Annotated in this window: 23 protein-coding genes and 1 other RNA gene; 11 read left to right on the forward strand and 13 right to left on the reverse strand. The window is 45.6% G+C overall.

Annotated elements, in window-relative coordinates; all coding sequences use genetic code 11:
- Positions 1–12: 12 nt before the first annotated feature.
- From AC3WTJ_RS21845 to AC3WTJ_RS21860, 4 genes are read right to left on the reverse strand one after another with little or no spacing between them, the layout of a single operon-like run.
- Positions 13–1,362, reverse strand: a complete 1,350-nt coding sequence (locus AC3WTJ_RS21845; RefSeq protein ID WP_492523616.1) for an ABC transporter permease — start codon at positions 1,360–1,362, stop codon at positions 13–15.
- On the reverse strand, positions 1,359–2,051 hold the full coding sequence (locus AC3WTJ_RS21850) for an ABC transporter ATP-binding protein (RefSeq protein WP_181646688.1): 693 nt from the start codon (positions 2,049–2,051) through the stop codon (positions 1,359–1,361). The genes AC3WTJ_RS21845 and AC3WTJ_RS21850 overlap by 4 nt, the downstream gene beginning before the upstream one ends.
- 25 nt (positions 2,052–2,076) lie before the next feature.
- The gene (locus AC3WTJ_RS21855) at positions 2,077–3,255 is read right to left on the reverse strand and encodes an MFS transporter (RefSeq protein ID WP_492523617.1); all 1,179 of its coding nucleotides are present in this window, start codon (positions 3,253–3,255) and stop codon (positions 2,077–2,079) included.
- A gap of 22 nt (positions 3,256–3,277) precedes the next feature.
- Positions 3,278–4,612, reverse strand: a complete 1,335-nt coding sequence (locus AC3WTJ_RS21860) for a multi antimicrobial extrusion protein MatE (protein ID WP_492523618.1) — start codon at positions 4,610–4,612, stop codon at positions 3,278–3,280.
- A 182-nt stretch (positions 4,613–4,794) separates the two neighbouring features.
- Between AC3WTJ_RS21860 and AC3WTJ_RS21865 the strand changes: the two genes are divergently transcribed.
- The 5 genes from AC3WTJ_RS21865 (at position 4,795) to serS (ending at position 9,432) form a co-directional block, all read left to right on the forward strand.
- Complete coding sequence (locus tag AC3WTJ_RS21865) at positions 4,795–5,109, forward strand: hypothetical protein (protein ID WP_492523619.1); 315 nt, start codon at positions 4,795–4,797, stop codon at positions 5,107–5,109.
- Between the two features lie 30 nt (positions 5,110–5,139).
- Positions 5,140–5,772: a hypothetical protein gene (locus AC3WTJ_RS21870; RefSeq protein WP_492523620.1), complete on the forward strand. Its 633-nt coding sequence runs from the start codon at positions 5,140–5,142 to the stop codon at positions 5,770–5,772.
- A 31-nt stretch (positions 5,773–5,803) separates the two neighbouring features.
- A complete protein-coding gene (locus AC3WTJ_RS21875; RefSeq protein ID WP_492523681.1) occupies positions 5,804–6,829 on the forward strand; it encodes a tetraprenyl-beta-curcumene synthase family protein in 1,026 nt (341 codons plus the stop codon).
- A 35-nt stretch (positions 6,830–6,864) separates the two neighbouring features.
- The gene (pfkA, locus tag AC3WTJ_RS21880) at positions 6,865–7,833 is read left to right on the forward strand and encodes a 6-phosphofructokinase (protein ID WP_127454602.1); all 969 of its coding nucleotides are present in this window, start codon (positions 6,865–6,867) and stop codon (positions 7,831–7,833) included.
- A 315-nt stretch (positions 7,834–8,148) separates the two neighbouring features.
- On the forward strand, positions 8,149–9,432 hold the full coding sequence (serS, locus tag AC3WTJ_RS21885; RefSeq protein ID WP_492523621.1) for a serine--tRNA ligase: 1,284 nt from the start codon (positions 8,149–8,151) through the stop codon (positions 9,430–9,432).
- A 59-nt stretch (positions 9,433–9,491) separates the two neighbouring features.
- Here serS and AC3WTJ_RS21890 read toward each other — a convergent pair whose 3' ends face one another.
- Positions 9,492–10,451 (reverse strand): D-2-hydroxyacid dehydrogenase, encoded by a 960-nt coding sequence (locus AC3WTJ_RS21890; RefSeq protein ID WP_492523622.1) that lies wholly within the window; start codon positions 10,449–10,451, stop codon positions 9,492–9,494.
- A gap of 146 nt (positions 10,452–10,597) precedes the next feature.
- Positions 10,598–11,782, reverse strand: coding sequence for a putative glycoside hydrolase (locus AC3WTJ_RS21895; protein ID WP_407871461.1), 1,185 nt, complete (start codon positions 11,780–11,782; stop codon positions 10,598–10,600).
- A gap of 103 nt (positions 11,783–11,885) precedes the next feature.
- On the opposite strand from AC3WTJ_RS21895, the gene AC3WTJ_RS21900 reads away from it, so the two are divergent.
- Positions 11,886–13,043, forward strand: a complete 1,158-nt coding sequence (locus tag AC3WTJ_RS21900; protein ID WP_492523623.1) for an MFS transporter — start codon at positions 11,886–11,888, stop codon at positions 13,041–13,043.
- Positions 13,044–13,087: 44 nt separating this feature from the next.
- Here the strand turns inward: AC3WTJ_RS21900 and AC3WTJ_RS21905 are convergent, their stop codons facing one another.
- From AC3WTJ_RS21905 to AC3WTJ_RS21925, 5 genes are all read right to left on the reverse strand, one after another.
- Positions 13,088–13,324 carry a Sec-independent protein translocase subunit TatA/TatB gene (locus AC3WTJ_RS21905; protein ID WP_407871463.1) on the reverse strand — a complete coding sequence of 79 codons (237 nt, stop codon included), beginning with the start codon at positions 13,322–13,324 and terminating at the stop codon, positions 13,088–13,090.
- A 131-nt stretch (positions 13,325–13,455) separates the two neighbouring features.
- The gene (locus AC3WTJ_RS21910) at positions 13,456–13,650 is read right to left on the reverse strand and encodes a hypothetical protein (RefSeq protein WP_079413795.1); all 195 of its coding nucleotides are present in this window, start codon (positions 13,648–13,650) and stop codon (positions 13,456–13,458) included.
- A gap of 126 nt (positions 13,651–13,776) precedes the next feature.
- The gene (locus AC3WTJ_RS21915) at positions 13,777–14,601 is read right to left on the reverse strand and encodes a YitT family protein (protein ID WP_127454592.1); all 825 of its coding nucleotides are present in this window, start codon (positions 14,599–14,601) and stop codon (positions 13,777–13,779) included.
- A 149-nt stretch (positions 14,602–14,750) separates the two neighbouring features.
- Complete coding sequence (locus AC3WTJ_RS21920) at positions 14,751–15,440, reverse strand: DUF4247 domain-containing protein (protein WP_492523624.1); 690 nt, start codon at positions 15,438–15,440, stop codon at positions 14,751–14,753.
- Positions 15,441–15,491: 51 nt separating this feature from the next.
- Complete coding sequence (locus tag AC3WTJ_RS21925; protein ID WP_315954173.1) at positions 15,492–16,028, reverse strand: DUF4178 domain-containing protein; 537 nt, start codon at positions 16,026–16,028, stop codon at positions 15,492–15,494.
- A gap of 291 nt (positions 16,029–16,319) precedes the next feature.
- Between AC3WTJ_RS21925 and cshA the strand changes: the two genes are divergently transcribed.
- The 3 genes from cshA (at position 16,320) to ssrS (ending at position 19,207) form a co-directional block, all read left to right on the forward strand.
- Positions 16,320–17,927 (forward strand): degradosome RNA helicase CshA, encoded by a 1,608-nt coding sequence (cshA, locus tag AC3WTJ_RS21930; protein ID WP_127454586.1) that lies wholly within the window; start codon positions 16,320–16,322, stop codon positions 17,925–17,927.
- 208 nt (positions 17,928–18,135) lie between these two features.
- Positions 18,136–18,975, forward strand: a complete 840-nt coding sequence (locus tag AC3WTJ_RS21935) for a YesL family protein (protein WP_407871465.1) — start codon at positions 18,136–18,138, stop codon at positions 18,973–18,975.
- A 50-nt stretch (positions 18,976–19,025) separates the two neighbouring features.
- Positions 19,026–19,207: non-coding RNA, 6S RNA (gene ssrS, locus AC3WTJ_RS21940), on the forward strand.
- A 71-nt stretch (positions 19,208–19,278) separates the two neighbouring features.
- Here ssrS and xylB read toward each other — a convergent pair.
- Together xylB and AC3WTJ_RS21950 are read right to left on the reverse strand one after the other, a co-directional pair.
- Positions 19,279–20,811 carry a xylulokinase gene (xylB, locus tag AC3WTJ_RS21945; protein ID WP_492523625.1) on the reverse strand — a complete coding sequence of 511 codons (1,533 nt, stop codon included), beginning with the start codon at positions 20,809–20,811 and terminating at the stop codon, positions 19,279–19,281.
- Between the two features lie 134 nt (positions 20,812–20,945).
- Positions 20,946–21,446, reverse strand: coding sequence for a GNAT family N-acetyltransferase (locus tag AC3WTJ_RS21950; RefSeq protein ID WP_492523626.1), 501 nt, complete (start codon positions 21,444–21,446; stop codon positions 20,946–20,948).
- 161 nt (positions 21,447–21,607) lie between these two features.
- Between AC3WTJ_RS21950 and AC3WTJ_RS21955 the strand changes: the two genes are divergently transcribed.
- Together AC3WTJ_RS21955 and AC3WTJ_RS21960 are read left to right on the forward strand one after the other, a co-directional pair.
- Entirely contained in the window at positions 21,608–22,957 is a 1,350-nt protein-coding gene (locus AC3WTJ_RS21955) for an Nramp family divalent metal transporter (protein WP_492523627.1), read from the forward strand.
- Between the two features lie 145 nt (positions 22,958–23,102).
- Positions 23,103–23,492 carry a DUF1499 domain-containing protein gene (locus AC3WTJ_RS21960; RefSeq protein ID WP_127454576.1) on the forward strand — a complete coding sequence of 130 codons (390 nt, stop codon included), beginning with the start codon at positions 23,103–23,105 and terminating at the stop codon, positions 23,490–23,492.
- Positions 23,493–23,538: the final 46 nt, after the last annotated feature.

Here is a 23,538-nt window from a genome sequence, read left to right on the forward strand (position 1 = left end):
CTAGGCAAACTCCTATTCTCGTTTAATAGCTGTCAACGCGTCCGTGCGCGATGCTTTAATAGCGGGGTATAGCCCTGATAGAACGCCGGTCATCACAGCGAAAAACATGCCGACTGGAAGAATCCAGAAGGAAATGAATAAAATTTCAGCGGGCTCTCCGGAATTAGACCCGAATCGGATAATGATAAGGTTGATTCCCCATATAACCCAATAGGAAAGCAGTATACCTACAAGGCCGCCTAACATGCCTAAAAGCGATGATTCCACGATAAACATGTTGCGGATTTGTTTTAAATTCGCACCCAGCACCTTCATGATGCCAATCTGTCTCCGGCGTTGATGCGTGGACATCGTCATAGCAACTACAATGGAAATCGAAGCTACGAATAGCACGAAAAGACCGACACCCGTGAGCAGCAACCGAACGATAACGAATTCGCCTTTCATCCGATCCTCTTGATATAAATTAGTTTGCGTGTTGAGCTGGAGTTTCTTTATCCATTCATCCACTTGTTTGACGTTGACGCTATTGTCAATTTTCACTTTCACTTCCGAATATTGAACGCGACCGTTTTGAGCCGACTTGTTCAGAGCCTCCAAAATTTTCTGGCCGGTTTGCGGGGATACATAAGCCGTTTTGTTCCCTTGCAGCATGGAATCAGGCAAACCATCCGGTTTTTTCAGAATGCCAGTAACCCGCAGTGTCACTTCTCTTGGTTCAGCCAAGTTTGTACCCGAATTCCCTCCAGATTGGTCTTCGTAATTATTTGCTTTGAGCAACAATTGCTTTTGATAAAGCGGGTAAGGAATTGCGCCCATTTGACGGTAAGTTTCAGCCTGCTCCTTGGTTGGATTTTGCTGCATCAGCTTATTTCTGGTCTCTATCGTCTTGGAATCCATAACACCGAGGGTTGCCCCGTAATTGAGCACAATGTGGTTATCTTGGTTCGTAGCGCCGCCTTGCCCAAATTTGGAGTCGAAATCTTCCAACGCGCTTAGTTCAGTGGCAATGAGATGAAGGTAACTTTGTTTGCCGTCATCAACCGTGAAGCTGAATTGTCCTAAGTCTTGAAAACTAGCAACGGATTTCACATGTGGAAAAGTACGAATGAGTTCGAGCTTGCTTGTTGTTAGTTTAGGCTGGCTGTTCGGGTCATTGTTCTGCTCTGTAATTGTAATTTCATCTGTTTTGAGATAAAAGCTCATTTGTTTCTGGCTGTAATGCTGAATGGATTCTCCGAAGCCGAGCGCCACCATAATGGAAGCCGAACCGATGGCGATTCCAACGGTACATAAGGCTGTGACGACTTTGCGCCGCTGCAGTTGGTCCCAGCCAAGTCGAACGTAATCTTTAAGCTTCATCCGGTCTCACCGTCCTGCTCATTACCTTCCAGCAAGTATCCGTCGCGAAGCTGTAAAATCCGCCGCGTACGGCGCGCTACTTCGTGTTCGTGAGTAACGATCACGAAGGTGATGCCCGAATTCTCATTTAAATCAATGAGTAAATCAATGATCTCGGCTTCCGTCTTCGTATCTAGATTACCAGTAGGTTCGTCAGCAAAAACGATGGCAGGTTTCGTAATGAGGGAGCGAGCGATACTGACACGCTGCTGCTGTCCGCCGGATAACTGTGAAGGAAATAAATCCGATTTGTCACCGATCCCGACTTGTTGCAGAAGCGCCATGGCTCGTTGTTTGCGTTCTGAGGCGGCTACACTTTGAAAGACGAGGGGCAGCTCAACGTTTTCGCGTACGGTTAAATGTGCTATTAATTCATAAGATTGGAAAATAAAGCCGATATGCGTCCTTCGAAATTCCGCCAAGCGGTTTTCGCTCATTTTCTCAATCGCCTGTCCTGCGATGCTAATACTACCTCGAGTGGGCTTCATTAAGCCCGCCATTAAATTTAGCAGTGTTGATTTCCCGGAGCCTGAGCTCCCGAGCAAAGCGACCATTTCGCCTTGCTCTACCCGGAAACTTAGTTCATGCAGAACGGGGGTATCCTCTTGCCCAGTGCGGAAACTGTGAGATAACCGTTCAATGGCTAACACGTAATCATTCCCTTCAATAAAAAAACTATCTGCTGCCCGGCAAACGCTCATCGTTTTGGAATAGATGCGTAGCAAGGAAACCGATTGCTGCCACGATGGATAGACAGCCGGCAATGACGTAAACCGTGCTTCCCCCCAGAGCGTCATAGATCCAGCCGCCCAACATGCCGCTGATTAATCCAGCGATGCTTGACCAAGCCACAGCAAAAATCGCTTGCCCGGACGAGCGGTATTCATCGGGTATAATTTGGCTCAAATAACGATTGGCCGTTATGAGGAATACGCCGAATGTTAAGCTATGCAGCAACTGAACGCCGATGATCCAAACGGGATTATGGATAGATCCCATAATGAAAAAGCGCAAAGCGTAAATAATTCCCGCAAAGGCCAGAAGCGGCAATTCTTTGAACCGATGCCCATGCTTGCTTAGAAAGAAGAACATGGGGATTTCACTTAGTGCGGAAGCCATCCAAGCGTAACCAATCACAGAGTCAGGGGCTCCGAGCTGCCGCATATAGAGGGCTAGGAAGCCATCATTAAAACGGTGAGAGACTGACATAATGATGATCAAAGTTAAGAACCACACAAACTTCTTCGAACGAAGAATGCTTAACATGCCGCCTAAAGCAATTTTTTTGCCGCTTTGACGCGCGTCCTTTAATAAGAAAACAAGGATTAGCGTGCAGGTAATCGTGAACAGACACAGAATTGGCGTGAGGCCTGTCCCGTAATGTCTAAGCAGCAAACCAAAACCTCCGGCGGACACAGCGAATCCGATGGAGCCCCACACACGAAAAGAGGCGTAGCTTTTGCCGCTTGCCCGGATGCTCAACATGAGTTGGCTGTCATTGAGCGAATTAACCGGCTGTTGAAAGAAGAAAAACATCGCTAAACAAATGTACAGCAGGGAAAACCATCCCGCAGTAAACACTAAGATGGCCGTGATGAGCTGGCCGATGATCAGTATGATCATGATTTTTTTGACGGTTTGAAAACGGTCGCTCAAGAAACCCCACAACAAATTTGTTGCGATCCCAATCAGCGGTCCAATGGCATAAAGCAAGCCAATTTGAAGCTTGGAATATCCTTTGTAATCAAAATACAGGGGGAAAAAAGTGACGACGATGCCCATTGTCATAAAAAAGGAGAATGTGAACAATCGAAGCAGGCGATGTTGTGACTTTATAAGATTAGACGTACTCATAGATGGTTATCACTCGTTTTCGCTACAAATTTTTTGGAGATAGGGTTGGCTGCGGTTCTTCGGCTGTGCGTTTGAGCACGTAAACCACGACCAGCAACTCGGCCAACGTGCCGATGGATTGTGCTAATGCGCCAATCATTCCATTCCAGTCGGGTACTGCCCAAATGGAGATGAAAAGGGTTAAGACCGTGATCGTAGCATTTGCCGATTGTGAGAAAACCATTATTTTCGTTTGTCCTCTGAGCATGATAATCCCGTTCATATAATCCAGCCAAGGGAATACTAATGTCATAATCATAAAGATACGCATAGCATGCAAGCTGGCTCGCATGAGTTCAGCATTAACGCCCATCACATGGGACATAAACCAGGGACCTAGAGGTGTATAAGCAAGAATAGCGATGAGAGTTCCGGGAATAAAGCTAAGAACAAGGACAAACCGCAGCACGGATTTTGCATCTTTGCGATAGAAGTTCAACACGATTTGATGAATATAAGAGAAAAAACTTAAAACCAGCTGCGTCAAAGAGCCGGCAATCGCAAAAGAAGATATGGCAAGGTGGATGTGCGTTGTTTTTCCTAAGATCGCATTAATAGAGGGTCCGATGATGACGGCGATGATAGATGAGTACAAGAGCGGCTTATAGAAGCTGAAAATTTGCTTCTTGGTTTCAACGGGATGGCTGGGCACCTTCTCAGGAATAACTTTTTTTAGCAAGCTGGTGCCTTCCCAGATGGCTACTAAAGCTTCAATGACCATACCCATTAGAAAAATAATAGCGCCAACTCGCCCGCTAGAGACATTATCGGTTGTGATAAAATATAACGATAATAAATACATAGCGACAATTCGTACACCCATGCCGATGGTTAACCATTTGGTCCGCATATTAAAAATAATAATGCCATGGAATAAACACCGCAGTCCGGAAAAAATGCTAACGTACATTAAAATACGATAAACACTGATCGTAGAGTCCAACAACTCGGGTTCGACGCCAAAGAAGTAAAGAAATACCCACTCTCCGACCGGCGTGTAGCATATAATGAGACCAAGAAGGATGATACAAGCAAATACATAAGAGCTGACTGCTGCCATGGCTCGAAACGAGATGCGGTCCCTGACGAGGGTAGAACAAGCTTGTCTTAGCAGAACAGCGGGTCTCTCGGTTATGCCTAACAAACTTAGTGGCAGCGCATAGCTGGCAATGACCAATTCGGGATTATCAGCCCTGGCAAGTGTGCTGTTAATGATAACGTGCGAGAGGGTAACTAAAGTTGCGGAAAGACCGAGGGGGAGAAAAAAGGAGATAAGCTGATTCCATGAGATCGTTCTTTTCACAGCTGAAGCGGTCATTTCTGTATCTCTCCTAACCAATTTGTCCCTTCTAAAAACGTTATTTAAGTATACCAGAAAATGAAATATTGTTGACATACAATTTTAACTGGAAACCAAAGGTTTGAAGTGATACATTTAAAGGTAGAATGTTTCTTGAACTATTGCAGCATGTTTTTACTGCAAGGAGGTAATTCAGAAGAATGAGCTGCTATTTTCAATACAATGCCAGACTTGGTATCGAGACGCCGGCTTTAGAACAAGATTGGGATTCTTACCCCTCTGATGTTCGTGTTGAAATTCTGTTTCAATGGGAACAAATTCGAGGAGTCATCCCCGATCGAATCATGAAGTTGGAAAGCGTCATTATTCGTAAACAAAACCAGTTGGATCAAGAAGATGATTTTATAACTTCCTGTCGTTTGAATTCCGAAATTGCTGATTTGGCATCGATTATAAATGATCTTCACCTTTGGTTCCGGATTAATCAGGATTTGGAAGCGAAGACCCACCATTAAGTTCGTCTAATGAAAGGGAGAGTGACTGGCATGCATAGCAATAAAGATGGTACAGACTGGCTGGAAGCTATTGCGAAGCCGCTCTTGGAGCATCTGCCTGCCTTATATCCAATTGTAGAATGGGATTTAGCCATGGATGCGAACATTGAAGCGATGTTACCTGTTACTATGAGCCAAGGGAATCCAGAGCAAGAGATGTATGGATTGGCTATCAAAGCGGGTCTTTATTTACTGAATGAAAGTCTCGACAAGTCGCACGATATTGCCCAGGAAATTACAAATGCGACAGGCAGCTATTGGCATGCTCTTATGCACCGGATGGAAGGCGATTATAGCAATGCGAAATATTGGTTTAATGACGTCGGTCATCATCCTATTTTTTCAAATTTAATTGCCTGCGTGAGAGATTATTTAAGTGTGAAAGACTTGGCGGATCTAGACAATGAGGCGTTGCGCCAGAAGCTGGAAGTATTGATTACTTCGCCTGTATGGAACCCATGTGTTTTTATTGACGTGGTAGAACTTCAGGTATCCCTGGTTCAAAATTCAACAGTCGATAGCTGGCTGAGACATATCCAACGTTATGAAATGCAGCTGCTGCTGCAATATTGCTATGAACAAAGTTGTGGAGGAAGTCTGCTTGAAGCAATTGGACAGAAGTAGTACGAAGGTTCCGCAAGGTCCACTCCGGTTAATGCTCAGGGTATATCGGTACATTTTACCGGATGTAGGCGAACAGCTTTCCATTTGGAAAACAAGAGCGGAGAACATTCCAGATACTGAACTGCGTACGCAAGCTTTAGCCAGCATAGCAACGAAGAAGTTTCATTGTCAGGGCGGCGCCGTCTATGCGGCTGCCAATTTGTCGATGCGTCATGTACTAATACCGCTAATCGTTGCTTTTCAGACGATAAGTGATTATCTAGATAATTTATGCGATCGCAGCACTTCCCTAGATCCTCAAGATTTCCGACAATTGCATCAATCGATGCTTGATGCCGTAGATCCTTCCAAACCTTTGCATGATTATTACGCGTATAGACAGGAGAAAGAGGACGGCAATTATTTGAGGGATCTTGTTTTGAAGTGCCAATCCTGTATCGATTTGCTGCCGTCTTATGGACAAGTCGCGGATCAGGTACGGGATTTCGTTGGTTTATACTGCGATTTGCAAGTGTACAAGCATATCCGCAAAGATATGCGAGAACCCGAGCTTCAACAGTGGTGGAAACTTCACCATCATCGTTATCGCCAGATTGATTGGAATGAATTTGCGGCAGCTACGGGGTCGACTTTAGGGATGTTTATGCTGTTCTTGGCGGCATGCGATACGCAGTTGAATGACAAGCAGGTGGAGGCGATTCGTGAGGCGTATTTTCCTTACGTTTGTGGGCTGCATATCTTGCTTGATTATTTAATTGATCAGGAAGAAGATGTTCTCGGTGGAGACCTGAACTTCTGCAGCTATTATAGCTCTATGGAGGACACGGTTGAGAGGATTGCATTTATCGTGCAGGAAGCGCGCAGCAAAATTTTGTTCTTGGAACATCCGCGATTTCATCGTATGATAATCGAAGGTTTGCTCGCGCTCTACTTGTCAGACCCTAAAGTGAATGGACAACAGCAAGTAAAAAACATATCCAAGCGTCTTATGAAAAATAGTCCGTTAACCCGGTTGTTTTTCTGGCTAAATAGCATGTATATCCGTACGACATCATGAATGTCATTCACAAGAATTTGAAGGAGGAAATTGAAATGTCAGCAGTAAAATCAATTGCAGTTTTAACAAGCGGTGGAGACTCCCAGGGAATGAATGCAGCGGTTCGTGCGGTTGTCAGAAGCGCATTGTTCCATGGACTTGAAGTTTATGCCGTGCAACGTGGCTATCATGGTTTAATCAACGATGATATTCGCAAAATGGATCTTAGAAGCGTTGGAGATATCATTCAACGTGGCGGAACGATCCTGCAGACAGCACGTTGCAAAGAATTTTTGACTCCGGAAGGCCAACAAATCGGGGCGGATAACCTGCGTAAACGTGGGATTGACGGCTTGGTTGTTATCGGTGGGGACGGGTCCTACCAAGGGGCCAACAAACTAAGTAAACTGGGTATCAAAACGATGGGTCTGCCAGGGACAATCGACAATGACATTCCGTTTACAGACTTTACGATCGGTTTCGATACAGCGGTAAGTATCGTCGTGGACGCGATTAATAAGCTTCGCGACACCATGACCTCCCACGAGCGTTCATCCGTTGTAGAAGTTATGGGCCGTCATTGCGGAGAAATTGCGCTTTACGCGGGATTAGCCAGCGGTGCGGAAACCATCATCGTTCCAGAGGTTGAAGTTGACATCTGCGAAGTGGCTAACCGTATGAAAGACAACTTCTCTCATGGCAAACGTCACAGTATTATCCTGATCGCTGAAGGAGCAGGTACTGGCGAAGGAGTTGCGAAACAAATCAATGAGGTAGTCGGTATTGAGCCGCGTGTTACGGTTCTTGGTCACATCCAACGTGGTGGAACACCAACGCATAACGATCGTATCTTGGCAAGCCGTCTTGGGGATTTTGCCGTTCGCAGACTGATGGAAGGCGATTCTTCCAAAGCTTGCGGCGTTATCAAAGGCGAGTTAGTCGCTACGGATATCGACTTAGTTGTTAATACGAAACGTGAATTCAACACAGAGTTATATGAATTGGCAAGTCGTTTATCCCAATAAGCTCGGTAAGCAGAGAGCCTATTGACCTGAGGATTGACTTCGTCTATAATAGCCAACAACGTACAAAGCGACATTATGTCTATGAAGAGCATCCAACTCGGAGACGTTTATGATCGGAACGGCTGATGACTGAATAAGCATCGACTCTCTCTAAGTAAACCGGCACCGCCCGTTATCGCGGAACCAAGCGGATGATGGCAAGATATGGCCGTCATCAAGTTGGGTGGCACCGCGAGCAGAACGCTCCTCGTCCCAATTCGGACAGGGGCGTTCTTTGTCTTTTTCTCATAATCGAAAAGGAAGCGGTGACGGAAAATGTTGGATATCAAATGGATTCGCAACAATGAAGATCAGGTGAAAGAAGCTGCCAAGCGTAAGGGAATGGCATGTCCCTTGGAAGAGCTTCTCGAAGTAGAAGAGAAGAAGAGGCAGATGCAGCATCGTGTTGATTTGCTTCGAGCAGCGCGTAATCGAGCTACAGCACAAATTGCAACGTTAATGGCTGAAAAGAACCGAGCGGAGGCCGATAAGCTGAAGGAGCAGGTTCGAAGCTGGAATGTAAGCCTGGCAGCGGACGAAGAGGAGCTTGCGCATTATGAGGAAAGGTTCAAAGTGCTCATGCTGGCAGTGCCGAATCTTGCTTCGCCTGACACACCTGAGGGCGCTACGGATCAAGACAATGTCGTCGTGAAAATCGTAAGAGAGCCTGCATCATTTCCTTTCGAGCCTCGCGATCATCTGCAAATCGGGGAAGATCTAGACATTCTAGATATACCAAGAGGCGTAAAAGTAGCAGGAACCCGCAATTATTACCTTAAAGGTATGGGGTTGTATTTACACCGGGCGGTTCAACAGCTGGCCATCGATTTGTTAACGGATCGTGGTTTTACGGTCATGGATGTACCTTTGATGGTCCGTGAAGAAACGCTGGTGAACGCAGCGTTCTTTCCGACAGGCAAGGATCAGACCTATGAGCTGCAGGATGAGAACAAATGGTTAGCAGGTACTTCGGAAGGCCCGCTTGTTTCGTACTATGCGAATGAAATTGTAGATCTCTCGGAAGGCCCTGTTCAGCTGGCAGCCGTATCGAATTGTTTTCGTAAGGAGGCTGGTTCGGCGGGGAGAGATGTGCGTGGATTGTATCGCGTTCATCAATTTGCGAAGGTTGAGCAGGTCATTATTTGCAAAAATGATCCGGAGACGGCGAATCTTATGTTGGAGCAGATCACGCGAAATGCGGAAGACATTCTGGATCTGTTGGAGCTGCCATATCGAATCGTTGCCGTGTGTGCCGGGGATATGGGGGCCAAAAACTATAAGCAGTACGATATCGAAACATGGATGCCAAGCCGTAATGCCTATGGCGAGACGCACTCGTCGTCAAGCCTGCTTGATTTTCAAGCACGTCGCAGCGGACTGCGTTACCGGGATCAGAATGGCGAACTTCACTACTGTTACACACTTAACAATACAGCTGTAGCTACACCGCGTATTCTGATTCCCCTACTTGAAAACCATCAACAGGCGGATGGCTCGATCTATCTTCCTGCGGCTCTTCGTCCCTATATGAGAGGTTTGGCAGCGATAACTGCCAAATAACGATAAAACGCACCTTATCTTCCGGAAGCAATTCCGCTAGATGAAGGTGCGTTTGTGGTTTAATAGCCTTCGTGAATGTTCACCAAGTTCATCATTTCTCCACCATCCAAGAGCGCCCGCAAATTATGATAAAAGATTGCGGATACACGCTCTGTATAATGCGAGGATGAACCTGCAATATGCGGAGTGACGATTACGTTTGTCATGCTCCACAAGGGAGAAGTTGCTGGCAAAGGCTCTTGCTCGAAAACATCGAGCGCTGCTCCGGCGAGCTTGCCTTCCTGCAGCATAAGCGTCAATGCGCCTTCATCAATCACATCGCCTCGAGCAAGATTGATCAGAAAGGCGCTCTCCTTCATTAGGCTTAAATGTTCTTTCGTAATTAAACCTCGTGTTTTCGGAGTGCTAGGAAGAAGCAGAACGACGAAATCGCTCTGGGCAAGCAGACTGCGGAGCCCCTCATCGCCGTTGAGCGTTTGATCATAACCAGGCTGTGGCGTACCTGAACGATTTAAACCGATGACCGACATATCAAAAGCTTTCGCTTTGCGGGCGACGGCTTCACCAATGGCGCCGGCCCCAACAATGCCTAGCGTTTTACCGGCAAGCTCGCCGACGGAGATGCGTTGATACCATTCTTTCTGAAGCTGACATTCATACAGCTTGTTGGACTTGCGCACCCACTGAAGCATAAGACTGAGCGTGAACTCACTCATCTGAATCGTATGTACTCCGCGCGCGTTCGTCAGCGGGATTTGGCGTTCTGCCAACTCCTGTAGTGGCAGCTTGTCCACCCCGGCGGATAAGGTTTGCATCCATCTGAGTTTAGGGGCTCTTTCTTTGGTGGCGTATTCCGGATTTATTCGGCCCGCCGTGATGATGACTTCAGCATCAGCAATATGCTCTTGAGCATCTTTTGAAGATCTAAACCAATGGAACTCAGTGCGGCCCTTTAGATCTTGCGGTATCTGCTCTTGCATCAGGGACAGATCCATATCCGTAACGGCGACAATTTTCATTACTTCAACTCCTTCAGAGTATCTCTTGTTAGTGCTATTCGCTTTTGTGTAACTTTTTGTGTACAGCTTAGCATCAAATCTGGTAACATATTCTTGATTATACGACAAAACACCCTGAGGTATATAGCCTCGGGGTGTTTCCTTGATTAATAACTAACATTAGGTGTGTAGTTGTTATTAGCATTCCAAAGCAAGAATTCGTCTACGCCATTATCTTTCAGTGCGCGAATTTGTTCTTGTACCTCATGCGGGCCGTATTTAATGTAACCCTGTACCCATGAGGCGGTGAAATCTTGAATCCACGGGCGAACGACGGGTTTCCAGCCTTTTTTGTCAATGGCTTCTAATTTCTTCGTTGTATCCTTCGATGCACCGTTAATTGTCACATAAGGAGCGGCATCTGGTACTTTAGCGCCAAACCAGCCCGTACTGTAATGACTCGGATAAATCATTGGCGAAATGACATCGACATTCTGAGAAATTTTCTCGAAGTCTTGTCCAATTCCTTCAGCTGCCGGAACCGATGCGGCATATCCGAAAATATCAACGGAGACACGTACACCAAGCGGCTGCAATTGTTCTTTGGCATATTTGACGAAAGAAGCTACAGCATCGATGCGGGGACGATCATCTTTGGTGTATTTGAGTGTGTCTGCTCTTTTCTCGAAGCCTTCCGGAAAGCGGACGTAGTCGAACTGAATTTCTTTGAAACCGGCCTTAACTGCTTCTTTGGCGACAGCAATATTGTAATCCCATACTTCTTTGTTATATGGATTTACGAAGCTGTCCGGCGGATTTTTGCCATTGCCCCAAACCGTGCCGTCAGGGTTAACAAAAGATAGTTCGGGTTTCTTTTTGGCAAGAACGGTGTCCTTGAAAACTACAATGCGTGCAATGGGATAAATGTTATGTTCATTAAGCGTAGTCATGAGACCGGGCATATTGCCAATGATTTTCTGGGTGGTGCCCATTGCGTCCAGCTCTGGATTGCCTGTTTCCCACGTGATGTAACCCCAATCGTCTTTGACGTCGATAACCATTGCGTTCAGCTCGGTGTCGTCCATTAACTTCACAAGTGTATTGAGACGGGAACCTCCTGCGCTATGCGCAGTCGCATAGATACCTTTAACCTTGGGTGCGTCTTTTTGCGGATCTAGTTTGTTTACTGGGGCGAGAGGATCAGTTGGATCGTTTGTAGGGGCTGGTTGAACGATTGCTACGGCATTTTTAGCGTCCAAAGATGCTTGTACGAGCTGCTCGAAGCTTGCGTCAGGGTTAGCGGCAGTAACATTGCCCCAAATCAGGGCAAGTGAAGCAAGTAAAATTTCCATGATGTATAAGTCCTCTCCAATCTTGTTCTCTGCTTTATTATAAAGCAAGCAGCAAGCTCCGCACAGAGGAAATTTGTTGAGAGTTGTAGAAAGAAGGTAGTCGTTGTTGAAACTTGATAAGCAAATTGTATCTTTGTCGGGAGTTAACTTTTTTTACTATGCTTCAAGCGCAATCTTAATGCCTTATTTACCCTTATATTTGCAAACGAAAGGTTACACAGCAGCAGAAATTGGACTGTTAATGATGATTGGCCCCTTTATCTCAATATTCGCTCAACCCTTTTGGGGGTATGTAAGCGATAGATTCAATTCCGTGAAAAATATCGTATTTTTGTTGTGGGTGCTATCCTTATTAGGCAGCATTGGGCTTTTTTTAACGAGTGGATTCGGACTTACATTAGGCTTCATCCTTCTGCTTTATTTCTTTTTGCTGCCATCAATCCCACTCATTGATAATTTGGTCGTGAAGTCAACGGCTGTTCGTGGAATGTCTTATGGCTCAGTTCGGGTGTGGGGCTCCATCGGTTTCTCGGGAGTTGCACTAATTTCGGGGCTGCTGCTGGATCAATTGGGCGGGGTAGCCAAAATGCCTTATTTTTATTGGGTATTGTGGATTTTTCCTTTTCTGCTTCTAGCCTTTATTAAGGATGAGAAGAGCAGCGGGCAACGTATTACCCTAAGTGCTATCAGCATTATTTTTAAAAGTAAAAGCTTCCTGTGGTTTATGTTAATGATCTTGATTATTTCGATCCCGCATCGTATGAATGATGCACTACTGGGCCTATATCTCAATAAATTGGGTGCCACGGATTCGATGGTAAGCTGGGCATGGGCGATTGCGGCCTGCAGCGAAATTCCTGTATTTGCCTTAATTAATCGTTACATCCGCCGCTATCATGAGCTGACCATTCTTGGAATTGTTGCGATTATTTATACAATCCGTTGGATTCTTTATTCGGTGATTACCGACCCTTGGGTGTTAATCGGCCTGCAAGTGACACAAATGCTCACTTTCGCCGTGTTATGGATTGTCGCCGTACAATATGTCGTTCGGTTGCTGCCGGAGCAGTTCGGATCAACGGGGCAATCCATACTTGCCATGGTGTTCATGGGGCTAGCAGGAATCATCGGAGGTTCCATAGGGGGCTGGCTAAGTGAGCAGTGGGGAGGCGCCAGCATGTACGTGTTCGCGACCGTCATGTCGGCTATCGCGGCGGTGATGTTCCTAGGAACACAAACCGTTATGCGCAGCAGAAGTTAAAAAATAAAAGCACCCTGTAGAAAAATATTACCGGGTGCTTTTTATTATTTGTTTATCTGACCTGTCTCTGCATTCTTCACTTCAGCAGGATTGATCTCTTTACGAGCCGGTACTGGCTGATCATCAGATGTATTGTTACCGCCGTTTCCACTCGTTGCATCTTTGAATTCACGAAACATTTTGCCAAAACCTCTGCCAAGTTCAGGCAGTTTATTAGGCCCGAACAAGAGAAGGGCAACAATTGCGATTAAGATGATGTGCCAAGGAGATAATGCTCCCATGCTAGACACCTCCAATAATTTATCTTTATGCACTATTATATCATGTTATTATAATAACCTATATAGCCTAATTATTACAAACTGAATAACAATGTTGTAAAAAAATGTGCATTCGCAGAAAAAGACGCCCCTTAATGATAAAGGGCGTCTTTATGATGTTCCGAAATGCTGAATTGAATAATCTCCATGACATCTTCTGCCTCGAGCGCCTCGATACCAAATCGAAGGACGATCTCAGAGTCCAGCTCACAGCTGGTTAAGAAGGGGTACAACTCGGGTGTTAATTTCATTACAATCCTGGATAATTTGACTGTTTCCACAAGCATCACCCTTCCAATCATAAGATTAGAATAAGAACTACGCCTGAACCACTCACGATGAAACCAGAACTATATGAAATTACAATCATTATAACACAATTTAATCTGGATGAAAGAGGCTGGTTACACGATTTACGACTTCAGTTTGCGGAATTCGCCAACGACACCAACGGTTTCAACGATATTTACGAACGCTTTTGGATCTATCTTCTTAATAATTCGTTTTAGCTCAGCGAGCTCATAGCGAGTTGTGACGGTCATGAGCATATCATGTTGTTGTTTCGTATAAGCGCCTTCTGTTTTTACTAGTGTGACGCCTCTAGGAAGCTGCAGCAGCTCATGAGTCAACTCATCCTTCTGTTTCGTAACGATGAACGCTGTCACCTTAACATGGCGAATATGTACCGTATCGACGACTTTCCCACAAATATAAATGGCTAACATGGAGAAGAGGGCGAGGTCCCAATTATTTTTAAAATAACCGAGAGCGACAATTACGATACCGTTCATACCGGAGATAATCGTACCCAGTGGAAAATCAAATTTGCGGGTTAAAATCAAGCCTACAATATCAAAGCCGCCGGTGGAACCGCCAATCCTTAAGGTGATACCGCTTCCGATCCCAATCAATACGCCGCCGAACACCGCGCCAAGAATAGGCTCCTGTGCCACATAACTCGTAGGCAGGATCTGCATCAGCCATGAGGTTAAAATGACAGATGCAACGCTAATCATAATGAATCTGCGGCCGATCACAATCATTCCCCAAATCATGAGAGGCAGGTTAAAAATTAAATATAATAAGCCGATGTTCCAGTTCGTAAAATACCCGATAATCATGGCGAATCCCGACACCCCGCCGCTAAGCAGCTGGTGAGGGATGAGAAACATATTGAAGCCAACCGCGACAAGCAGAGCGCCAACTAAAATGATGATGGCATCCAGCGCTTTTTTCAAAAAAAATCACCTCTAAAATAGTATGCAGCATAATGCAAGTATAATTCATTCTTTCAAAACTTCAATCATTATTTAACCGTTGTTCAATTAAAATAAACAGAAATAAAAAAGCTGTGTCCATTTCGTGGACAACAGCTTTTCCCAAGTGACTAGCGCCTTTTGAAGGAGCCTGTTTTCTTTGATGTGCTTGGCTTACTGGTTGAAGGCTTCGTTACCTTACTAGGTGTTGACCCGTCGTTTTTACGAGACGTGGAGGAGCTGCCTGAGCTGGGATTTGCCGTCCCGCTCTTGAAAGTTCCCGTTCGATCCGACGTAGTAGGTTTCTTATCCTTGGAGGTATCGGTAGCCGGCGTAGTCGCTTTGCCGGAGCCTGCATTATAGGTCGGTGTCTTCGTATAGCCTCGATAATCGTAAGATCCTTTATTATTGTACCAGCTTCCTCCGAAGAGGTTCTGCAGTAAGGCCGCTGTCAAAAAACCTTGTAAGAAGGAAGAATCATAATGCGTTTTTGCATATTCAATACTATCTACCTGAACCAGGGTGTTCTTGCTCTCATTCGGATCTTTCTGAATGTTAATGACTTTATCGCTATAAACAAGGAACATTTGATCTTCCGATTCCTTGCTTTTTTCTTTCGGTGACTCTTTCGCGGCTAATTCAGTTGCAACAGCAGGGACATTTTTTCCTTCAACCAAATATACTTTAGAAAGGTTAGTGCCTTTGCCTTCTACACTGACAAGCGGGTACTCATCCTTGATATATCGTACGGCATCAGCGCCACACCCGGTCAGAAGGGCGATGATCAATAAGAAGGAAAGCCATGAGGTCCATCTTTTCACTTTACAGTAAACCCTCCTTTTGGAGTATGACTAAATGATATCACAGGTGGATTAATGCGTCGATTTCAAAAATTTTATCTGATTCCCCGGCGTTCTCTCCCCTTCGAGGGCGATAAACTTGCCATCTTGCCATTGAAGGAAGAAGAATCTGCGATCGGGGCCGAAGTAGCGCCAGAAGATGATGTCATCACCACTTCGGAAATCGGTATTTCCTTCCGTCCGCGTAACATCATTACGATGAAACTCCAAGTCGAACGTCAAATCGTCATCTAGTTCAAGCCGTGTGGGGACATCATTAGGGTCATCGAGTGCGCCTTCGACAAAGCTGCATAGGAAGCAATCATAGGTTCGTCCTTTTTCCACAATCAGACACTGAATATTTCTGCCGCTTTGCAAATAATAGGCGTAGCGGTGCGGAGCAAAACCGCGGTCGAAATAAACGACTTTACCGGATATGACGTATTCCTCTAAGTCTACATTTACAATATCCCCAACTTTGGCGTCTTCAAGCGGGTTGCCGGCAGGGGTTGTTTCCGGTATTTGTTTCTGGCTTCGCAAAATGCTGCTTACACGTTTAAATATGGACATTGAAAACTCTCCTCTGTTCCGAATGTTGTTCTAACCAGTAATACGTTTAGCTTATGCTTAAGGTTTCGTTCTCATCATTCGTTGTGTTCATGAAAGCAGCCTCTGGCATTGTGCATATAACTTGTGCTATAATACTTTAGATGTTCTTAAGGGCGGCCCATTGGATCATGGAAGATGATGAATCGAAATGTTATCCACCAAGAAACTATAGACACGGATAGGAAGTCGTACTTAAGGGTAAAAAAGATACAAGGCATTAGCCTGCCCTGTACAAAAGGAGATTGAATTTATTTGAAAACATTTCAGGAGTTTGGTTTAGAGCCGGCGATTCTACGTGCGGTAACGGAGATGGGGTTTGAAGAATCCACACCGATTCAAGAAAAAACGATTCCGTTAGCCATGGAAGGCCGAGATTTGATCGGTCAAGCACAAACCGGTACTGGTAAAACTGCAGCTTTCGGTATCCCGCTAATCCACAAAATTAATATGAAAGAAGAGCGTATTTCTGCTCTTATTATGTGTCCAACACGGGAACTCGCCATCCAGGTTGCGGAAGAGATTGAGAAACTCGGCCGTTTCAAAGGCATTCGTTCCTTACCTATTTATGGTGGACAGGATATTGTAAAACAAATTCGTGCACTTAAAAAGAAACCTCAAATCATTATCGGTACACCTGGTCGTTTACTTGACCACATTAATCGCAAAACGATTAAGCTTGATGATGTTCAAACGGTTATCTTGGATGAAGCAGATGAAATGCTTGACATGGGCTTCATGGATGATATCCAATCCATCTTGAAGCTTGTTCCGGAAGAGCGCCACACAATGCTGTTCTCAGCAACAATGCCAACGAACATCCAGAGATTGGCACAGCAGTTCCTGCGTAATCCTGAGCATGTATCGGTGATCCCGAAACAAGTCAGCGCACCGCTGATTGATCAAGCCTATATCGAATTGCACGAAAAACAAAAATTCGAAGCATTAAGCCGCTTGCTTGATATGGAAGCTCCGGAACTGGCCATCATCTTCGGACGTACAAAACGCCGCGTTGATGAATTAGCGGAAGCTCTACAAAAAAGAGGTTATGCTGCAGAAGGTTTACACGGTGATTTGTCCCAAAATCAACGTGATAATGTGATGAGAAAATTCCGTGACGGAAGCATCGACGTGCTCGTTGCTACGGATGTAGCGGCTCGTGGACTTGACGTGTCCGGCGTAACGCATGTTATCAACTTTGACCTTCCGCAAGATCCGGAAAGCTACGTTCACCGTATCGGTCGTACAGGACGTGCTGGTAAAGAAGGTACAGCTTGGACGTTCGTAACACCAAGAGAAATCGATCACTTGCACTTCATCGAGAAAGTTACTCGTCATAAAATTAGCAAAAAGCCATTGCCTAGCTTGGCAGAAGCGATCGAAGGCAAGCAAAAAATGACAGCTGAGCGTATTCTTGATGTGCTTCAAAATGATGCACAATTCGAATTCAAAGGTTTGGCTATTCAAATGCTTGAGCAATATGATTCTGTTAACTTGCTTGCAGCGGCTATGAAGCTTCTGACAGGCGACAAAAAAGAACTGAATATCGAGTTGACTCCGGAAGATCCAATCCGTGCTAGAAAGAAAAAATTCGACGTGCGCAGCTCAGGCCGACGCGTTGGTGGCGGATATGGTTCCGGTTCAGGGGATCGTCGCCAAGGTGGCGGATACGGCTCCGGTTCCGGCAGCTCCAACTCCCGTTACCCGCGTAAAGATGGCGGCAGAGATTACGGTTCAAACAGAGAAGGTGGAGAAGGACGCAGCTCCTCTTCCAGAAACCGTGAATACGGAAGCAACAATCCGGGCAACCGCGATCGTTCCAGAGCTCCTCGTAAAAGCGAAGACACTTTGGTAAATAAATAAGGGGTTACACCCACAAAATAATGGCGGAGATCCTTGAAGGATCTTCGCCTTTTTTCAATCGATGAAGAACCTAGAATGACTAGACGTCTACCTTAATGTTCAAAAATAGGCTATAATTAAACCAAGGTTGGCGAGACAAGCTTTTTGATGACTTATGGACTATCAACGTAGAAAGTTTCCTGAAGGAAACGCTAAGGAGGAAGCGGGTTTGGAGTTTAGAGGAGTAATGGGAGGACTTTACAAAATATCAGAATGGATCATGCGTTTATCGGTGATCAATCTTTTATGGATTTTGTGTTCAATTCCGGTTTTCTTTTTTGGTTTTATGGGTTTGGTTAGTCCATCTCCTGATGGACTGAAAGCCATGTTACCGATCATCGCAATTTTGGCACCGTTTACTTTATTTCCGGCGACTACTGCGATGTTCGCGGTTGCTAGGAAATGGGTTACTGGAGAAGAAGATGTGCCTCTGTTGAAAACATTTTTTCGCGGATATAAAGAAAATTACGTGCAAAGTATGGTTGGCGGTATTTTCTTTGTTCTCATCTTCGTCATCATTAGCGTGAATTACTTCTTTTACTTAAAACAAGGAAGTTCGCTCAAAATATTGGCCGTTTTGTTCATTGCATTCACGGTCATCATGATCATTTCCTTATTTAATTTCTTTTCCATCATGGTTCACCTGCATATGAAGATTTTTCAAATTTTGAAAAATTCCGTTTTGATTTCAATTGGAAATCCAATCAACTCCATCGTATTGCTGCTTTGTAATGGGGCTATTTTCTACATTTGTGTTACGAAGTTTAATTTCTTCCTTGTTGTATTCTTCATGGGAAGCATTATGGCAACTTTTTCATTCTGGCAGTTTAATCGCAGTTTCACGAAATTGCAAATTAAGCAGCAGGAACTCGAAGAGAAAGAGCAGCAGAAGCTTGAAGAAGCTGAGGCTGAAGCTGAAGCGAACTCGGAAGATTTGGTCGAAGAAGAAACAGAAACTAAAAATTCTACGGTTAGTCTGCATAAAAATGACGAAAAGAATAGAGAATAAAGCTACCAGTTGATTATCAGCCGGTACAGCACTATAATAAGAACTACAAAAGAATCCTGCGATGTACGTAACGGTTTTAAGTTGTTTTAAACCAATGACTGTTTCTAGGGAGACCTAAATCGAAGTGTGGCTGACATGCCCTCGAAAGGGGACCTCAAATACACTTCTGCGGACACCCACCTGCGAGAGCGGGTTTGAAGCACAAAAACCGGACGGCATAGGCGGGTTTCTTTGCGTCTTCATACTTATTAATAAAAGCGGTTGATCAGGAAAGTTTCCTGTTCAACCGCTTTTTTAGTTCAATTAGGATTGACCTGCAAGGTCGCTTAATTGGTGGAAAGTGTTTTGAAGTGTACCGTATAGGCCACGGTAAATTTGATAATAAGCTTCATATTTATTCTGATTATCTAGATTCGGCTCTACTCTATCTGTAACTTGGATCCATTTCTCGCAAAGCGAGGTGATGTCCTCTCCAAGGACCCCTGAAGCAGCCATGATGGCGGCCCCATAAGCAGGCCCGTCTGTAGAGTTAACGGTGACAACAGGGATGCCGAAGATGTCGGCAATCATTTGACGCCAGAACGGGCTTCTAGCGCCGCCGCCGTTCACGCGAAGTTCGGTCACCTCGACGCCGGACTCCCTGATTAGTTGAAGAGAGTCGCGCAGCCCAAACGTAATGCCTTCAAGAACGGCGCGGGTCAGATGCGCTTTGCCGTGTCTGAGATTCAGGCCGATGAAGGCGCCGCGGGCTTTGGGGTCTGGGTGCGGCGTCCGCTCCCCGGACAAGTAAGGCAGGAACAGCAAGCCTTCGCTGCCTAAGGGAGCAGTAGACGCCTCAGACGTCAAGATCTCGTAGACGTCTTTGCCTTCCTGCTGCGCACGCTGGAGCTCCTCGTGCGCAAAGTGGTTGCGCCACCACTGGAACGAGCCGCCGGCCGCCAGCATAACCCCCATGCGATGCCATTTGCCAGGCACGCCGTGACAGAAGGAATGAAGCCGGTACGCTTCATCCACTTGATACGTGTCGTCGTGAACGAAGACGACACCGGAAGTGCCGAGCGCCACCGACGCGATGCCTTGGCGGACGACGCCAACACCAACGGCGCCACAAGCTTGGTCTCCGCCGCCGGCTACGATCGGCGTGCCTGCGGCTAGGCCGGTCAGGCTGGCTGCTTCCGGCAGCAGGTGGCCGGCTACGTCGCCGGACTCAAAGAGCGGCGGCAGCCACTCGAGCGGGATCTCCAACCGCTCGGCGACGGTTTGCGACCAGCTGCGGTGCGCGACGTCCAGCAGCAGCGTGCCGCTTGCGTCGGCCATGTCCATGCCGAACGCGCCCGTCAGGCGCAGCCTGACGTAGTCCTTCGGCAGCAGCAGATGCCGAACGCGTGCGTAGTTCTCCGGCTCATGCTGCCGGAGCCAAATGACCTTGGGCGCGGTGAAACCGGTTAGCGCCCGATTGCCCGTAAGTCGGCCGAGTTCGGCTTCGCCGACGGTCGACTCGATGTAAGCGCACTGCTCGGCCGTGCGCTGGTCGCACCAGAGCAGCGCAGGTCGAATGACCTGCTGCGCCTCGTCAAGGAAGACCGACCCGTGCATTTGGCCGGAAAAGCCAATACCTGCAACATCGCTGCCAGGGATGTTTGTTTTCGTTAAGAGCGCGCGGATACCCTCGACGGTGGCGTTCCACCAGTCTTCAGGATGCTGCTCTGCCCAACCGGGATGCGGCTGCTGAAGCGGATACTCAACGCTATGGCTCCCAATGACATTTCCTGAGTTATCTACAAGTATACATTTAACTGCAGAAGTTCCTAGATCTAACCCCATAAAATACGACATATGCATTCACCCTTTGTTGAAAATAGAATTAGTCCTTCATTATCTTTGTTTGTTTAATAAATATACAAAGATGGATCATCTATATTATTCGGACGAAAACACAAAAATCCTTCTTTTGATAAGATTTTTTTCGTCTATTGCCATATCAAATTCATTTCATACCACTGGACTCCGCCATGCTCCGATGCCGATGGGCCAATGTACCGAAATCCATTTCTTTCATAGAATGAAATCAAATGTTTTTCACACATTAAAATAATGCCTTTTAAACCATCATCTTTGGTCTTTCGTATCATTTCTTGCAGGAGATTGGCGGCGATCCCTTGCCGTTGGTAATCAGGATGTACGGCGATCGTCAGCAGGCAAAAATAACGGCCGTTAGGATCATAATCAACACCCTGTTTAATGCTCTCATCCGAGAGGTCGCTGTGATTCAATTGCACACCATTGGCTACACCAACAATTAGCTGCTCAGAACTTGAATCGGATTCAGCTAGCAGAAAATAGCGCCCGAACACTTCCATCCTCATCTGAAAAGCATCCAACGATGCAGCGGATTCTTTTGTGTACACGGTCATTTCAATATTATGAGCTGCTTTCAATTCTGAATCATTGGCGATTGGACGAATTTTCATTGTGAAATTAACTCCTCATTGTTGGTTTTTCCCATGGGAAAATTTATTTCGTATGCACATAAGTGTTTGCCTATAGCATAGTATGGGTTTATATAGTATAATTCTAAATAAAATGTTTCCTTAGGACAACATTATTGGTCTTACGAAAGAAGGAGATATCTATGTCAATAGCATATAAAGAAGCTGAGCATGAAGGTGAAGGCTGGAAAGGTAAATCCTCGATGCCGAGTTTGCCTGAAGTTCATCAAAGTATGCGAGTACCCAAGAAGGCAGGCTTCATACGTAAACTGCTTGCATTCGTAGGCCCCGGCTATCTCGTCGCGGTTGGGTATATGGATCCTGGGAACTGGGCGACTGACTTAGCGGGAGGTTCCAAATTTGGATACACCCTTTTGTCTGTCATCTTAATTTCGAACCTCATGGCTATTCTCCTGCAGGCCTTGGCTGGCCGCTTGGGCATTGTAACAGGGCGTGACTTAGCGCAAGCTTGTCGGGATCATTACAGTAAACCTGTATCGTTCGCATTATGGATTCTATGTGAATTAGCAATTGCAGCCTGTGATTTAGCGGAAGTCATTGGCGCAGCGATTGCCTTGAACTTGCTGTTCGGTATTCCCTTAATTTATGGTGTTATATTAACATCGATTGACGTTCTACTCGTATTGATGCTTCAAAAAAGAGGCTTTCGTTACATTGAAGCCATGGTTATCAGCTTGATGGCACTTATTACTTTTTGTTTTGTTATGGAACTCATCTTTTCTCGACCTGATTTCGCGGCTGTAGCAGCGGGATTCATTCCGACAACTGAAATTGTAACCAATCCTGCTATGTTATATATAGCTCTTGGTATTCTGGGAGCCACGGTTATGCCTCATAATTTATATTTGCATTCTTCAATCGTTCAAACGCGTAAAATTGAACCAACGATTCAAGGAAAACGCGAGGCCATCAAATTCGCAACGATTGATTCTACTGTAGCATTAATGCTGGCTTTATTCGTCAATGCGGCTATTCTTATTCTTTCTGCAGCAGCTTTTCACTCAGCAGGTACAGAAGTAGCTGAAATACAGGATGCCTACCACTTGCTGGGACCTATGTTAGGTACCGGCGCCGCGAGTGTATTGTTCGCTGTTGCGTTGCTAGCTTCAGGGCAAAATTCAACGCTCACTGGGACATTAGCCGGGCAAATCGTTATGGAGGGCTTTCTAAATATCCGTCTTTCACCATGGCTTCGCCGTTTAATCACCCGTATGATTGCGATTATTCCAGCGGTCATTGTGATTGGCATTTATGGAGAAAGTGGCGCAACAGATTTGCTTATTCTAAGTCAAGTCATCTTATCGCTTCAGCTTTCCTTTGCTGTCATTCCGCTAGTGAAGTTTACTTCTGACCGTAAAAAAATGGGTGAACTTATCACACCGAAGTGGATGATTGTGCTTAGTTGGATCGTAGCGGTCTTAATTGCAGTTCTAAATGCCTATTTGCTGTATAGCACCTTTTTTGGAAATTAATGAGTAATTCTGTCTAAATAACTGTGGAGTAATCCTACCGATTTCATTTTCCCTCTTTTTCTTATCCCCAAACAGTGGTAATATAGAGAGCAGTGTAGAGAAGGCAAGCGGTCTAAATGCACTTCATTGAAGGGGGAAAAGGCTTTTGCTTAAGAGAACTTTAATCGGATTACTTCGCAGTCACGAAACGACCGGAGATAAAGCCAAAGATCCTTTGCTGAAAACAAGGTATTACAAGCTTCCCAAAGAGCAGGTATGGGAAGAGGTTACGGCAGTTTTGAAGAAGACACCGGGTTATAAGCTGCTCCACGAAGTCCAAAGTGTAGGCGAAATTCTCGCAGAACGCAAAACAATGACAGGCAGAACACAGGATGTTACTTTGACACTGTTCGCGATTAATCCCGTCAAAACGGCAGTGGATATTTATTCAGCATCCCGAGGCTCAATGGGGGACCTTGGTTCCAACTACCGTACAATTATAGATATTTACAAACAATTAGACCGTAAACTAGCTCAATATAAAATTGAAGGATAATAAAAACAGCAGGGAAGCGTGGCCTCCTTGCTGTTTTATTTGTTTC

The sequence above is a fragment of the Paenibacillus sp. FW101-FHT12H11 genome, from assembly GCF_058790355.1.